A 13873-nucleotide genomic window follows, 5' to 3' on the forward strand; every position below is an offset into this window, starting at 1 on the left:
GTTGATTTTTATGTCTACAATTTTCGTAGGCATAAAAACACCGATTCCAAAAATCCTAGGTAATCAATACGATTTAAGTGAGTTAACAAGGATTATACTGATTGGGTTATTGCCAGTAGTTATATTATTAAGGGTGAAAAATAGAAAGCTAATAGATGATTCTGATTTTAAGTTCTTAATCTGGCTCGTGATTATAACTTTAACTTCAATTGTGGGTGCTATTTTTTCAGACTTCTTCTTACCAATAAAATATGAATCATACTTGCCTGGATATTTCTATCCATTCACATTGTTTGTAACTTACTTTTATATATATTATTCACTTAAAACAATCTGTGGTATAAGTAATAGGTTGCATTTTCTTTATTTTAGGTTTGTCGGGCTATCCGTTGTTTTTATATTTTTAGTTTCAGTGTTACAAGTGAACGTTTTATTCAACACTATCCCTCAGTTGTCAGATTTATATGATAAGATGTTTTTCCTATTTGAGTCTCGATGGGATTGGAACAACCCAACGTATATGTTTCCTTCTGATTTGCCACAAATAAAAGCGCATGGACGTGTATCGGGGACATTTCAAGAACCATCATCTTTAATTTTGTGGTTAGGCTTGGTTCCACTTCCTTTCATTATGTCTTTTTTTTATAATGGATATAAAATGAAGTCAGGAATTTATTTAGCACTAATTTTGATAACAGCTGCGTTAACTTTGTCATCATCTTTCATCTTTCTCCTTTTTGGTGTTATGATGTGTACTCTTGTTAAGAAGTTGTCAGTTAAGAAGTTTTATTTACTTCCTTTATTTTTAATTATATTCTTTTCAATCTTTCAATTTGGTTATAGTTACTTTGTTGACTCTGAATATTCAAAGATAATATTAAAGATTCAAAACTTCACTGAATATGGTTCTGGACAGACACGGCTATCAGGATTCTATATACTTTGGGACTTTTTAGTACATTATCCATTAATGATGATTATCGGGGCTGGGGTTGGTGCAACATCTCAAATTTCTTTTTTCCATTTTCCTAATTGGGCAATGAACACAGAATATTATGAGATGTTATCATTGCAAAGTGCTACTATTGTTGCCTTTTTGCCTAAATTTATTATTGAGTTTGGTTTAGTTGGATTGTTATTTGTTGTATATCCATTAATCCGGTTGAGGAAGCGATATAAACAACTTTTAGAAAAAAGTAGCAATAATAATTTAAGGATAGTTTCTGATGCTTATGCTTTTTTCTTAATATTTATTTCTATTTTTGTACTTGGAGATTTTCCAGTCAGATATAGTTGGTTTATTTTGAATGTGACTGTATATTTTTTGCTACTAAAGGTGTTTTTAAATGAAGAACAAAAATGTGTTGATGGAACTTGACCATGTTTTAGGTTATGGTACTCCTCAACATATATATTGGATGAAAGAGTTTAATAGACGAGGATTCTCAAAAATATATGCTATTGAACCATACCAACAAAACAGAACATCAGACTGGAATGAAAATGGTGTAAAAATCATATCACTAAATAAAATTATTAGAAAGCTATCATTCAATAATTATTTTGTTGGAAGGCTATTGAATAAGATACTTCATACACCTTTTGTATATGTTATATGTTTAATTTTTTTTGTTATTCACCGTAGGGAAGAGCGACTTTTCTATTTTGTATATCCTCGTTTGCTACACGTATTAGTAAGTAAAACTAATAGAGTGAGATCTAGAGTTAAGTTGGTCTGTAATTTTATTGAAGTTAATAGAACCCCTTTTGAAAACTTTTTATCATCATATATCAACTTGAACTTATTAATTGCACCTAACTCTGCACGGTTAATTGCAGCTCAATATATGTATAAAAGTGAAAAATCTGCGGTAGTTCATAATTCAGTAAAATCCTATAAAGACGTACTATGTCAATTAGAATATTCTGAACGTGATTTAGTCCTTTATACCGGAAGAGTTTCAAAGATGGCTAATGGGGACAGATTGATTGAGTTAATTAAATCATTACCTCAAGAAGTTGATATCGTAATTGCAGGGCCTATAGATAGTATCTATGAATCAAGATTTAAAGATTTATCAAACAAGTCTAACTTTAAATATTTAGGTGTTTTAAAGGCAAAGGAGTTAATCACTTTACGCCAAAAGGCAACTTTTGGCATAGTAAGTTGGAGTGAGGACTCATTTGCTACTAAATACTGCGCTCCAAATAAACTATATGAATATCTATCCTCAGGATTAAAAATAATTTGTTTTTCGAATTTAAATTTAAAAAATCATCTTAATGAGTTAAATGCTGAGTTTATTTATGAGGATGGTGAAGGCTTTCTTATTGAACTTAAAGAAAATTTGATGAAAGGTAAGTCTAAAGTAAATACAGAGATTGTTAAAAATAGAGTTAACTTTGATTCTGAAGTCTGCAGTTTAGATTTATAAAAGGATTGAAAATGATATTTTTTTCTGAGAGAAAAGAAAAGGCTGAACGAATAATAAAGTTGGATAATACATTAAATGTTAAGTTCGGTTTGGCATATAATTATGATTCATCAATAGTGAAAGCGTGCGATTTATTGCTTTCAATCAGTCCTTCTAGTGAAATCAACTTTCTATATTCTAGTGAGATAAAGAGTATAAGCTTTTCTGATGGTGTATATGATTTCGCAAATAGTTACTACAAAAATGAACGTAGAGACTTTTCTCCGGATTTGTATGATCCACTTTATTCAGACATACACTTTTCTTTTGGACAGAAAGAAGCAGACTTTATTTCATTCTTGAATCCTGGAAAAAATGTTTATGCTTATACTCCAGCCTATCTTGAAAAATCTAAAGATAGATTTTTAAAATCAGATGAAATTATGATGAATAGAACAAAAAAACAGTTCGATTTTCTTATCACAACAGCGAACTCTGCATATTTTAATGAAGAAGAAAAAGACACTCTAATTTGTCAGCTAAACTTTATATCAGAACAACTAACAAAATTAGGCTACAATGTTATCTTTCGGCTTTTTGATAAAGATTTGATTAAATCAATACGTTTTGTGAATGTTGATAATAATTTTATTAATTGCTCTTTAGATTCAATATTAAATGATGTTAATTGCGTTATAACAACACCAAGTACATTAATTGTAGAAGCTATGTCTTTTCAATTACCTGTAGCTCAACTTTTTTATCGTGATACACCTATATTTATTCAGAGCGGATGGTATATAAACTCTATCTTAAATGTAGAAAAAGTTGCAAAATCAATGATTGACAGAGAACAATCTAGGATGAATGTCCAAAATTTTGAGTTAAATAATTATTTTTCGGAGTCGAAGGATGTTAGTTCAATTATCATTGATGAGCAGAAACAAGCAGATAAATATAAGCAAAATATATTTAGTGCAGAAAAATCATTGTTGTTTAAGTGGTATAATATAAATTTGAAAAATATTTTTTGTCAATTTTATAAGTGTGTAAAGAAGTGGTAGTGTTAAAACGTAATGTTTTATTTTAAAATGAATTAAATAAATTAGTTTTTTATAAAATAGGTTATACATAGTCTCTTTCTTATTATACATGTAAAAATATATATCAAAGTTAGTACTACTACACAAAGCTAAGTTCTCTTGCTTATTTTTTATCATCCATAAAAGACAACGATATACTTTTTTATCAACGAAGTTCAATTTCTCTGATGTTTTTATTATGTTGAGAGGAATGCTTAAAATACGATATCCCCCAAAAACTTTTGTTTTAAAGTTAACTGTCAGTAATGATTCAAATGAGCAAGCTTAGTTTTGTCATTTGCATATTTTTAAAATTTTACTATTTATTCGAGATTAGTCTTATAGGATAACCTCTTGAATTAAGTTATACCGTGGATTTGTTCACTATTAATCAAAGCTTAGTAGTATATAAATTTATTGATAAATACATGATTGTTAACTGGTTTTTTTATAGATGCAAAATCAAATTTACATATTAGTATCAATCTGGAATTAGTTTATTTTGATTTTCTACATTAAATTTAATCCTTAACATACAATTCGTGAGCTCTATTTTTCTAGGTTGCGGCCTAAATGATTTTTGCTCAGGTGATTTATTATGCTGTAGTTTGGTATAATACAAGTGCCAGTAGATTTTTAAATATACTTTATTGAGTGTCAAGATTTTTATGAGTGATAAATGTAATAAAATTGCAATTTTTACTACCGATCTTTATCAGGGAGGTGTTGCGCAAAGTACAGATAAAATGGTGAGATCGTTAAATAGTCATGCAGAGGTTGACTTAATTGTTTATGACAACGTTCCAATTAATATTAAAACAAAAGCCAAAAGAACAATTCACTTAAATTTGCCATTAGCTGCAAATTTTTCCGAAACAAAAGCAGGTTTTTACTTTAAAAAGATTTTTAGATTACCGTGTATGGTATTGGCGATATTATACATGGTCTACTACAGAATTAAGTATAAACCTGACGTCATTTATTCAATGATGTACGTACCAAATATTGTTAACATTGTTTCATCAAGAATATTTAAAACAAAGACGAAAATCGTTATTTCAGAGCGTCAAGACCCGAGAATGGATCTTGATAGCAATTCACTTGTTTCTAGGGCTTTGCAGAGGTTATATCCTTTAGCTGATAGAATACATGCAAACTCTTATCCAATGATTGATGCGATAAAAGAGTTTTACAATGTTAACGATGATAAAATCTTTCACCTTGATAACTTTTTTTTCTTTGACAAGATAGTGTCGTTATCCAATCAAAAAATCGAACATGAAAAAATTTTCGATAAAAAGGTTCTTATTACTTCTGGGCGACTTTCAAAACAAAAGGGACAATGGCACCTTATTTATCTAATGTCTCTTTTAAATAAAGAACAATATAATCTGGTCATTTTAGGTGAAGGAGAGTTAGAAGAACATCTTAGGACGCTAGCAGTGAATCTAAATGTCGAGAATAATGTTTTTTTTCTTGGTAACGTAGAAAATCCTCATGCTTATGTGTCAAAGTCACACGCTTTTTTATTTCCTTCTATTTGGGAGTCTTTTGGTAATTCTCTTGTTGAGGCAATGGCATTAGGAGTACCAGTTTTAAGTACGAGTTGCAAAAGTGGGCCTGATTTCATTATCGATAATGGAAAACATGGTGTTGATTTAGGCGTTCTTCCATCTTTTGAAATGGAGGTTAATTTGTCTCAAATACAAATGATAAAAAGTGAAATTATTAATCTCTCTAATGAAAATCATTATCAATTGCAGTCTGATAAATCGCTACTTCGAGCTAAAGAATTTTCATTTGAAAAAAACAAAAAAAACATATTAGAATTGTTTTATTTGCAATTGCAACAGTTGACTAATTAAGTAGATTATATTGTGATTAAAAAGAAAAAAATACTTGTAGTTACCCCAAGATTTCCATATCCAGTTATTGGTGGGGATCGTCTTAGAATTTTTGAACTTTGCCGTGAGTTGTCAAAAAACTACTCGATATCACTTGCAAGTCTATGTGAATCCAAAGATGAAATGAATATGGTCATACCAAATGATGGTGTATTCTCATCAATTAATCGTGTTTACCTACCTAAGTGGAAATCATACCTTAATTGTCTTAAATCATTGCCAACTAATGAACCACTTCAGGTAAAGTATTACTCGTGTAAAGAGTTTTCTACGTTAGTTAATGATTTGGCACCAAGTCATGATTTAGTGATTCCTCATTTAATTCGAGTTGCTGACTATGTAAAAGAACTACCCAATAAAAAAGTCCTTGAAATGACTGATGCAATATCTATGAATTATAGGCGCTTTATTGAAAATGAAAATAATACTGGTTTGAAAGGAGTTATATATAAATTAGAATATCGTCGTCTTAATCAGTATGAAAGGGAAGTGGCAGGTTTATTTGATTGTAATGTCCTTGTTTCTCAATATGATAAAGATTTTCTTTTTTCTGATTTACCATCAATTTTATCAAAAACTTTGGTTTGCTCTAATGGTGTAGATTTATCTAAACTTTCTTTTAAATTTGAACCTAAAAGAAAAGAACTTATTTTTATTGGTAATATGTTTTCTGCTCAAAATTTTGATGCAGCTTATTGGTTTGCCTCGGAAGTGTTACCGTTACTTCAGAAACATGGTGAGTTTAAGTTTAAAATCATTGGCAGAATAAAACCAGATAGTAGAAATAAGCTTCTTAAATTTGATAACGTAATCGTAACTGGCTCGGTAGATGATGTTTCTTCTCATGCACATGGTGCTTTAGCAGGAATATGCTCTGTTAGATTAGCTGCAGGTGTGCAAAACAAAACTCTTGAGTATATGGCACTTGGGTTACCGACTATAACTTCAAGCACTGGACTTGAGGGTTTAGAAGCAATTCCTGAGAGAGATTTATTAGTTGCTGATGAACCTGAAGAATATGTTAAACAGATCTTAAATATTTACAACAATCCTGTTTTTTCGCAAAAATTGGCTGACTCTGCTCTTCAATATGTAAAAAATAATCATACATGGAGTGGTAAACTAGAGCCACTTGTCCTGAAAATTAATCAATTAGTATCCTAGTGTTATGCAGAAAATTTTACCAGTAATTCTTGCAGGTGGTTCGGGTTCACGTTTGTGGCCTATGTCACGTACGCATTTACCAAAGCAATTTCTTTCTCTTGTTAGCCATGTAACAATGCTACAAGAGACTGTTAATCGACTATCTGGTCTATCAAGTTTACCTCCGCTTTTTATCTGCAATGAAGAGCATCGTTTTCTAGTCGCTGAACAAATAAGGCAAATAAATTCCGGTAATAGTGGGATTATTCTTGAACCGGAAGGTAGAAACACTGCGCCTGCTGTTGCACTTGCTGCGATGAAAGCACTACAGCATGATGAAGATCCACTTCTTCTTGTATTAGCAGCAGATCACGTTATAAAGAATAGAGAAGTATTTACAAACACAGTTCTAACAGGTTCTGAATTTGCCGCGTTGGACTACCTTATTACTTTTGGAATCGTTCCAACAAAAGCTGAAACAGGGTATGGATACATTAAACAAGGTAAAGCTCTATCTTCAAATGCTTTCTGTGTTGACGCTTTTGTTGAAAAACCGGATAAACCTAGTGCCAAAGAATATTTAGACTCTGGAGATTATCATTGGAATAGCGGTATGTTCCTTTTTAAGGCATCAGTTTATTTGGATGAACTTAAAAAGAACAATTACGAAATTTTTGATGCTTGTAAAAATGCGTTAAATAAGTCTTGCTCTGATCTGGATTTCATCCGGCTAGATAAAGATGCGTTTAATATTTGCCCTGAAGATTCGATTGATTATGCTGTCATGGAAAATACATCGAAAGCTGTTGTTGTTCCTATGGATGCAGATTGGAGTGATGTTGGCTCCTGGTCAGCTTTATGGGAGGTTAATGATAAAGATGTGAATGGTAATGTAACAAAAGGAGATGTATTAACTTTTGACACAACGGATTGTCTTATTTATTCAAATAGTAAACTTGTCTCAACAGTTGGTGTCAAGGATCTAGTTGTTGTTGATACAAAAGATGCTGTTTTAGTAACTCATAAAGACAAAGTTCAAGATGTTAAGCACATTGTTGATGAATTGAAGTGTTCAGATCGGAGTGAGTATTTACGTCATCGCGAAGTTTATCGTCCATGGGGGTATCATGATCATATTGCAGAGGGTGAACGTTATCACGTTAAGAAAGTAATAGTTAAACCTAATGAAAAAACAGCAACTCAAATACATCATCATCGTGCGGAACATTGGGTTGTTGTTTCTGGTACCGCAAAAGTTAGAAATGGTGACGAGACTTTTTTGATTAGCGAAAATGAGTCAACTTTCATTCCAGTTGGTGCTCCTCATTCATTTGAAAATCCGGGCTTGATTCCTCTTGAGTTAATCGAAGTCCGAACAGGCGTCTATTTAAAAGAGGATGACATCATTCGTATAGATGAAGATGGCGAAGGGTATTGAATTGGTCAAATAATATGTTAAATAGTTCAGAGATTATTAAAGAGTCCGGCATCCATTTTGGCACCAGTGGCGCTCGTGGTTTAGTGACTCAATTTACAACTGATGTTTGCGCTGGATTTACTCATGCTTTTGTTAATTGCATGAAAAAGCAGTTTTCTTTTACTCAGGTAGCTATTGCGATTGATAATCGTCCTAGCAGTCCAGCTATGGCGCAGGCCTGTGCAAAAGCGCTGCAGCAACTTGGCCTTGATGTGGTGTATTACGGTGTTGTGCCTACTCCTGCTTTAGCGTATGTGGCTAAGCAAGATAATATGCCAGCAATTATGGTCACTGGTAGTCATATTCCGTTTGATCGTAATGGCTTAAAGTTTTATCGCCCAGATGGTGAAATCAGTAAAGCGGATGAGCAAGCTATTTTAACTGTATTTGCTGAGTTTGAGGCCATTACTGAACTTACTAAGTTAGAGGTAAATAGCAAAGCGTCGAAAGCATATGTAGAGCGTTACACCTCATTATTCGAACCTACGTTGCTTGCAGGGAAACGTATTGGTATTTATGAGCACTCGAGTGCCGGACGTGATTTATATGCAGATATGTTTAGCGCGCTTGGCGCTGAAACTATTGCTTTAGAGCGTAGCGATGAGTTTGTTCCTATTGATACGGAAGCAGTTTCCGAGGCGGATAAACTCAAAGCGAAACAGTGGTCTGAGCTATATAGTTTAGACTTTATTTTTTCTACAGATGGTGATGGCGACAGGCCGCTTGTTGCTGATGAAAATGGCGACTGGTTGCGTGGTGATGTGCTTGGCTTGCTATGCGCCAATGCTATGAACATTGAAGCACTCGCGGTTCCAGTCAGTTGTAATACTGCTATTGAAAGCAGTGCGTTGTTTAACCATGTATCTCGAACTAAAATTGGTTCACCTTATGTCATTGCTGAGTTTGAGCAATTAACTAAAGAGTATTCTACTTTCGCAGGCTTTGAAGCTAACGGTGGGTTTCTTCTTGGCTCGGATGTAAAAGTAAATGGTAAATATCTGAGCGCGTTACCAACACGTGATGCTGTGTTACCTGCAATAATGCTACTAGTTGCATCTAGAGCTCAGAAAATATCAGAGCTAGTAAAAGCATTGCCAAGTCGTATTACGCATAGTGATCGAATCCAAAATTTTGCAACAGAAGTTAGTTTATCCATTCTGGCAAAAGCAAAAGACCATCCAGAAGTTTTTCTAACTCAACTAGGCCTTCATGAGCCTACAACTGAGTTTATTGATACAACAGATGGTTTGCGTATTACATTAAAAGATGGTGATATCATTCATTTCCGCCCATCAGGAAATGCACCAGAACTTCGTTGTTATGCTGAATCCTATTCATTAGAACGAGCTCATCACTTAGTAAGTCATTCCTTAAAGCAGGTTCAGCTAATTTAGTCTAACGAACCAAAAGGTACTCAAATGAAAATTGCTGTTGCGGGTACAGGCTATGTAGGTCTGTCAAATGCTGTGCTTCTTGCGCAACACCACCAAGTAATTGCTGTAGATATTATTGAAGATAAAGTTAACATGATTAACGATCGGATATCTCCGATTGTTGATGCAGAAATTGAAGACTTTCTAGCGAATAAAGATCTGAATTTAACAGCCACGCTCGATAAAAAACAAGCATACAAAGATGCTGAATTTGTTATCATTGCGACACCAACCGACTATGATGTGGTTAATCACTATTTCAAGACTTCATCTGTTGAGGCGGTCATTGAAGATGTTATGGCCATTAACCCAAATGCGGTGATGGTTATTAAATCGACCATCCCTGTTGGTTATACAAAACAAATTAAAGAACAGTTCGGCTGTGAGAACATTATTTTCTCGCCTGAGTTTTTGCGTGAAGGTCGGGCTTTGTTCGATAACCTTCATCCATCTCGTATCATTGTTGGTGAACAAAGTGAACGTGCCAAAACTTTTGCTAATCTATTAGTAGAAGGTGCCATCAAAGAAGATATCGAAGTGTTGTTTACCAACTCTACGGAAGCAGAAGCGGTGAAGCTGTTCTCTAACACTTACCTTGCTATGCGTGTTGCCTATTTCAACGAATTAGATTCCTATGCTGAGTCTCATGGCCTTGATGCTCGCCAAATTATTGAAGGTGTGGGTTTAGACCCTCGTATCGGTAGCCATTATAACAACCCATCATTTGGTTATGGTGGTTATTGTTTACCAAAAGACACCAAGCAACTTCGTGCTAATTATCAAGATGTACCTAATTGCCTGATTGGTGCCATTGTAGACGCGAATACAACGCGAAAAGACTTTATTGCAGATTCAATCATCAGTCGTAAGCCTAAGGTTGTTGGTGTCTATCGTCTAATCATGAAATCAGGCTCTGATAACTTCCGAGCGTCAAGTATTCAGGGGATAATGAAGCGTATCAAGGCTAAAGGTATTGAAGTAGTTGTTTATGAACCGGTACTTGATGATAGTGAGTTCTTTAATTCTGCTGTTATTAAAGACATAGAGCAGTTTAAAACTATGTCAGATGTGATTGTATCGAATCGTATGGCAGAAGAACTTCTTGATGTGGCCTCTAAAGTTTACACCCGTGATTTGTTTGGTAATGATTAATTTATATAAGGTGAAAAAATGTTTTTAATTGCTGGCCCATGTGTTATCGAATCAGAAGAACTTGTTTTTGAAGTTGCTTCGACCATGAAAAATATTACAGATGAACTGGGTATTGATTATATTTTTAAGGCAAGCTTTGATAAAGCTAACCGTAGTTCCACGGGTAGTTACCGAGGCCCAGGTATAGAAAAGGGTTTAGAAATCCTTTCTAATGTAAAAAGTGAGCTTGGTCTACGTGTGTTGACTGATGTTCATGAAGATACCCCAATTGATGAAGTAGCATCAGTTGTTGATGTTATGCAAACGCCCGCTTTTTTGGTTCGTCAAACGAACTTTATCCAGAAAGTAGCTGCAGCTGGTAAGCCAGTCAACATCAAAAAAGGTCAGTTCCAAGCTCCTTGGGATATGGAGCAAGTCGTGAAGAAGTGTCACGAAGTTGGTAATAAAGACATCTGGCTTTGCGACCGTGGTACTTCTTTTGGCTATAACACGTTGGTTTCTGATATGCGTGGCCTTTCTGTAATGCGTCAGACTGGGTGTAAAGTTGTCTTTGATGCAACTCACTCGGTGCAGCAGCCGGGTGGCCAAGGTGCTACCTCTGGTGGTCAGCGTGAAATGGTACCAGTACTTGCTCGTGCCGCAGTTGCTGCTGGTATCGATGGTTTGTTTATGGAAACACACCCTGATCCAACGGTTGCTTTGAGTGATGGACCAAATATGTTACCTCTGAAGCATATGAAAGAGTTACTTGAAACCTTGCTAGAAATTGATCAGGTAGTAAATAAGCGCCCATTTATTGAATCTAAGTTGGTTTAAATATGGCGCTAGTGATCAACAAACCAATAAAAATGGTTCTGTTTGATGTAGATGGTGTCATGACAGATGGTACTATTTATATGGCAGAGTCCGGCGAATTCATTAAAGCCTTTAATGTTAAAGATGGCTTAGCCATCGAGTTGTTACGGGCCCACGGAATAAAGTCCGGTGTTATTTCGGGTAAAGCGAGTCCTGCACTAACAAAACGATGCCAACAACTCGGTTTTGATGTGATTGAAACTGGTTGTAAGCATAAGCTTCCTAAATTAGAAGAGATTTGCAATCTTTTTGATATCACTACAGATGAAATGGCCTTTTGTGGTGATGATGTGCTTGATTTACCGATTATGGCGCATTGTGGTTTGTCCGTAGCACCAGCGGATGCTCACCAATTGGTATTAGCGGAAGCTGATTGGATATCTGAATGTAATGGTGGCTTTGGAATGGTCAGAGATTTTGTTGATAACTTACTCTTGAACCAAAGCGACCTTAAATTAAAAGAGATCTACCAACCGTTGTTGAATAAAATTGCTCGTGACGACCTAGAAGGAGTAGAGCAATGATTGACATTAATAAGGGCAAGATAAAAATTGTCATTCCCGCTAGGTATGGCTCCTCCCGTTTGCCAGGTAAACCATTGCTTCTTTTGTGCGGCAAGCCTATTTTTTGGCATGTATTCCAGCGTGCAGTTGAGGCAGGTGTCGCAACTGAAGATATCGTGGTTGCAACAGATGATGAGCGTATTTTCTCTGAAGCATCTCAATTGTCTGTACCTTGTGTGATGACCAATAAAGATCATGTCAGTGGTACGGATCGGTTAAATGAAGTTACTACTCAACTTGGCTGGACTGATGAAACATTAGTTATTAATGTTCAGGGGGATGAGCCATTAATTCCAAGTGCATTAATACGCCAGCTAATCAGTTTTACGCTAGATGGAAAGCCATTTGATATTACAACGGTAATTTCACCTATACATTGTATGGATGATTTGACAAACCCTAATATCGTTAAAGTTGCCATGGGTGAATATAACCGGGCTGTTTATTTTTCACGTTCGGCCATTCCATTTAACCGTGACCAGCCTGAGTCAGTTGATTCTGTATATCGGCATATTGGTATTTATGCATATTCTGTTAAAAGCCTGCGTCAGTTTTGCCAATATCCTGAATCATCATTAGAACATTTAGAAAAGCTTGAACAATTACGTGCTTTGAGTAATGGCCAGTCCATAGGGGCAACACTTGTTGAACAAGCCCCACCGCACGGTATTGATACCGAGCAAGATTATCTTAACGTTAAAACAATAATGGAAAACTAACATGTCAGTAATTGAGCGTGCTAGGGATGTTATCCGCACAGAAATTAGCGGCCTAGAATTTATGGCTACACGGCTTGGCCAATCTTTTGATGTTGCAGTTGAAGCGATTTTAAATACTAAGGGACGTACCATTATTTGTGGTATGGGTAAGTCAGGCATTATTGGTAAGAAAATTGCCGCTTCCTTTGCAAGTACAGGGACCGCTGGATTCTTCATGCATCCTGGTGAAGCTTTCCATGGTGACTTAGGCATGGTTAGGCCAGAGGATGTCTTTATTGCCATTTCTAATTCTGGTGAAACAGATGAAGTACTCAAATTGCTTCCATTCTTACGTGATAATGGCAACTTTATTATTGCTATCACGGGGCGACCAGAGTCCACTTTGGCACAAGCTTCACATTGCCATTTGGATATTGCGGTTCCTCAAGAGGCATGTCCATTACAGCTTGCTCCTACAGCATCGACAACTGCGACGTTGGCGATGGGGGATGCTTTAACTATTTGCTTGATGGAAGAGCGCAACTTTAAGCCGGAAAATTTTGCACGTTTTCATCCAGGGGGAAGCCTTGGCCGTCGTTTACTTGGGAAAGTTAGAGATGAGATGATTTCAAACGACCTTCCAATCGTGAAACCTGATACCTCTTTTCAGGAGGTAATCAATATTATTTCAAGTGGTCAACTTGGGCTTGCAGTAATTACTGATACTCCTGAGAAAGCAATTATCACGGATGGTGATTTACGTCGTGCTATGAAATCAAAAGGAAAAGATGTATTTGATTTGAAAGCAATGGATATAGCAACTTTCAACCCTGTGTCCACCACACCAGATGTAAGTATTCAAGCAGCATATAAACTGATGGATGAAAAGAAAGTTAATGCTTTGCTGGTTACTGACAAGGATAACTTAGTTGGCTTTTTGAAAAAATAATTCAATCAATAGTTTAATCTAATTGCATGATTTACGAATTTAAGCCATATCGATAGAATATTTCAACTTATTCAAAGTTGGCTAACCCCTGAGCTAATTGTGAGACAGTTCTTTTCTTCGCTTAGGTTGCCTTAATACTTTCTTACAATGCCATTATCATGGACCGGTAGGTTTTGCTTACCGGCTTTTTAGTATGTAAAGAT

General features: G+C 35.2%; 12 protein-coding genes. All 12 read left to right on the forward strand.

From position 1 onward, the window contains the following. The first annotated feature begins 10 nt into the window (after nt 1-10). Nucleotides 11-1378, forward strand: coding sequence for a hypothetical protein (locus ACXAGQ_RS11215; RefSeq protein WP_475253947.1), 1368 nt, complete (start codon nt 11-13; stop codon nt 1376-1378). After that, complete coding sequence (locus ACXAGQ_RS11220) at nt 1347-2435, forward strand: glycosyltransferase family protein (protein WP_475253948.1); 1089 nt, start codon at nt 1347-1349, stop codon at nt 2433-2435. The genes ACXAGQ_RS11215 and ACXAGQ_RS11220 overlap by 32 nt, the downstream gene beginning before the upstream one ends. An 11-nt stretch (nt 2436-2446) precedes the next feature. After that, nucleotides 2447-3478, forward strand: a complete 1032-nt coding sequence (locus tag ACXAGQ_RS11225; RefSeq protein WP_475253949.1) for a hypothetical protein — start codon at nt 2447-2449, stop codon at nt 3476-3478. Between the two features lie 686 nt (nt 3479-4164). Further along, nucleotides 4165-5361: a glycosyltransferase gene (locus ACXAGQ_RS11230; RefSeq protein WP_475253950.1), complete on the forward strand. Its 1197-nt coding sequence runs from the start codon at nt 4165-4167 to the stop codon at nt 5359-5361. Nucleotides 5362-5373: 12 nt separating this feature from the next. Next, the gene (locus tag ACXAGQ_RS11235; RefSeq protein WP_475253951.1) at nt 5374-6564 is read left to right on the forward strand and encodes a glycosyltransferase family 4 protein; all 1191 of its coding nucleotides are present in this window, start codon (nt 5374-5376) and stop codon (nt 6562-6564) included. A gap of 4 nt (nt 6565-6568) precedes the next feature. Further along, nucleotides 6569-7981, forward strand: coding sequence for a mannose-1-phosphate guanylyltransferase/mannose-6-phosphate isomerase (locus ACXAGQ_RS11240; protein WP_475253952.1), 1413 nt, complete (start codon nt 6569-6571; stop codon nt 7979-7981). Nucleotides 7982-7995: 14 nt separating this feature from the next. Then, the gene (locus tag ACXAGQ_RS11245) at nt 7996-9414 is read left to right on the forward strand and encodes a phosphomannomutase (protein WP_475253953.1); all 1419 of its coding nucleotides are present in this window, start codon (nt 7996-7998) and stop codon (nt 9412-9414) included. A 24-nt stretch (nt 9415-9438) separates the two neighbouring features. Further along, nucleotides 9439-10605: a nucleotide sugar dehydrogenase gene (locus tag ACXAGQ_RS11250; RefSeq protein ID WP_475253954.1), complete on the forward strand. Its 1167-nt coding sequence runs from the start codon at nt 9439-9441 to the stop codon at nt 10603-10605. A gap of 18 nt (nt 10606-10623) precedes the next feature. Continuing rightward, on the forward strand, nt 10624-11421 hold the full coding sequence (gene kdsA, locus ACXAGQ_RS11255) for a 3-deoxy-8-phosphooctulonate synthase (protein ID WP_475253955.1): 798 nt from the start codon (nt 10624-10626) through the stop codon (nt 11419-11421). Between the two features lie 2 nt (nt 11422-11423). Beyond that, the gene (locus ACXAGQ_RS11260; protein WP_475253956.1) at nt 11424-11984 is read left to right on the forward strand and encodes a KdsC family phosphatase; all 561 of its coding nucleotides are present in this window, start codon (nt 11424-11426) and stop codon (nt 11982-11984) included. Continuing rightward, entirely contained in the window at nt 11981-12742 is a 762-nt protein-coding gene (gene kdsB / locus ACXAGQ_RS11265) for a 3-deoxy-manno-octulosonate cytidylyltransferase (protein WP_475253957.1), read from the forward strand. The genes ACXAGQ_RS11260 and kdsB overlap by 4 nt, the downstream gene beginning before the upstream one ends. Before the next feature lies 1 nt (nt 12743). After that, nucleotides 12744-13670, forward strand: coding sequence for a KpsF/GutQ family sugar-phosphate isomerase (locus tag ACXAGQ_RS11270; protein WP_475253958.1), 927 nt, complete (start codon nt 12744-12746; stop codon nt 13668-13670). The last annotated feature ends 203 nt before the right edge of the window (nt 13671-13873 follow it).

This window comes from Photobacterium sp. ABD4_091, assembly GCF_056160145.1.

Excerpts from the sequence above, each read along its gene's own strand:
- ACXAGQ_RS11270 (WP_475253958.1), top strand. The coding sequence starts at position 12,744 with ATGTCAGTAATTGAGCGTGCTAGGGATGTTATCCGCACAGAAATTAGC.
- ACXAGQ_RS11220 (WP_475253948.1), top strand. The coding sequence starts at position 1,347 with ATGAAGAACAAAAATGTGTTGATGGAACTTGACCATGTTTTAGGTTAT.
- ACXAGQ_RS11215 (WP_475253947.1), top strand. The coding sequence starts at position 11 with ATGTCTACAATTTTCGTAGGCATAAAAACACCGATTCCAAAAATCCTA.
- ACXAGQ_RS11230 (WP_475253950.1), top strand. The coding sequence starts at position 4,165 with ATGAGTGATAAATGTAATAAAATTGCAATTTTTACTACCGATCTTTAT.
- ACXAGQ_RS11225 (WP_475253949.1), top strand. The coding sequence starts at position 2,447 with ATGATATTTTTTTCTGAGAGAAAAGAAAAGGCTGAACGAATAATAAAG.
- ACXAGQ_RS11250 (WP_475253954.1), top strand. The coding sequence starts at position 9,439 with ATGAAAATTGCTGTTGCGGGTACAGGCTATGTAGGTCTGTCAAATGCT.
- ACXAGQ_RS11240 (WP_475253952.1), top strand. The coding sequence starts at position 6,569 with ATGCAGAAAATTTTACCAGTAATTCTTGCAGGTGGTTCGGGTTCACGT.
- ACXAGQ_RS11260 (WP_475253956.1), top strand. The coding sequence starts at position 11,424 with ATGGCGCTAGTGATCAACAAACCAATAAAAATGGTTCTGTTTGATGTA.
- kdsA (WP_475253955.1), top strand. The coding sequence starts at position 10,624 with ATGTTTTTAATTGCTGGCCCATGTGTTATCGAATCAGAAGAACTTGTT.
- kdsB (WP_475253957.1), top strand. The coding sequence starts at position 11,981 with ATGATTGACATTAATAAGGGCAAGATAAAAATTGTCATTCCCGCTAGG.
- ACXAGQ_RS11245 (WP_475253953.1), top strand. The coding sequence starts at position 7,996 with ATGTTAAATAGTTCAGAGATTATTAAAGAGTCCGGCATCCATTTTGGC.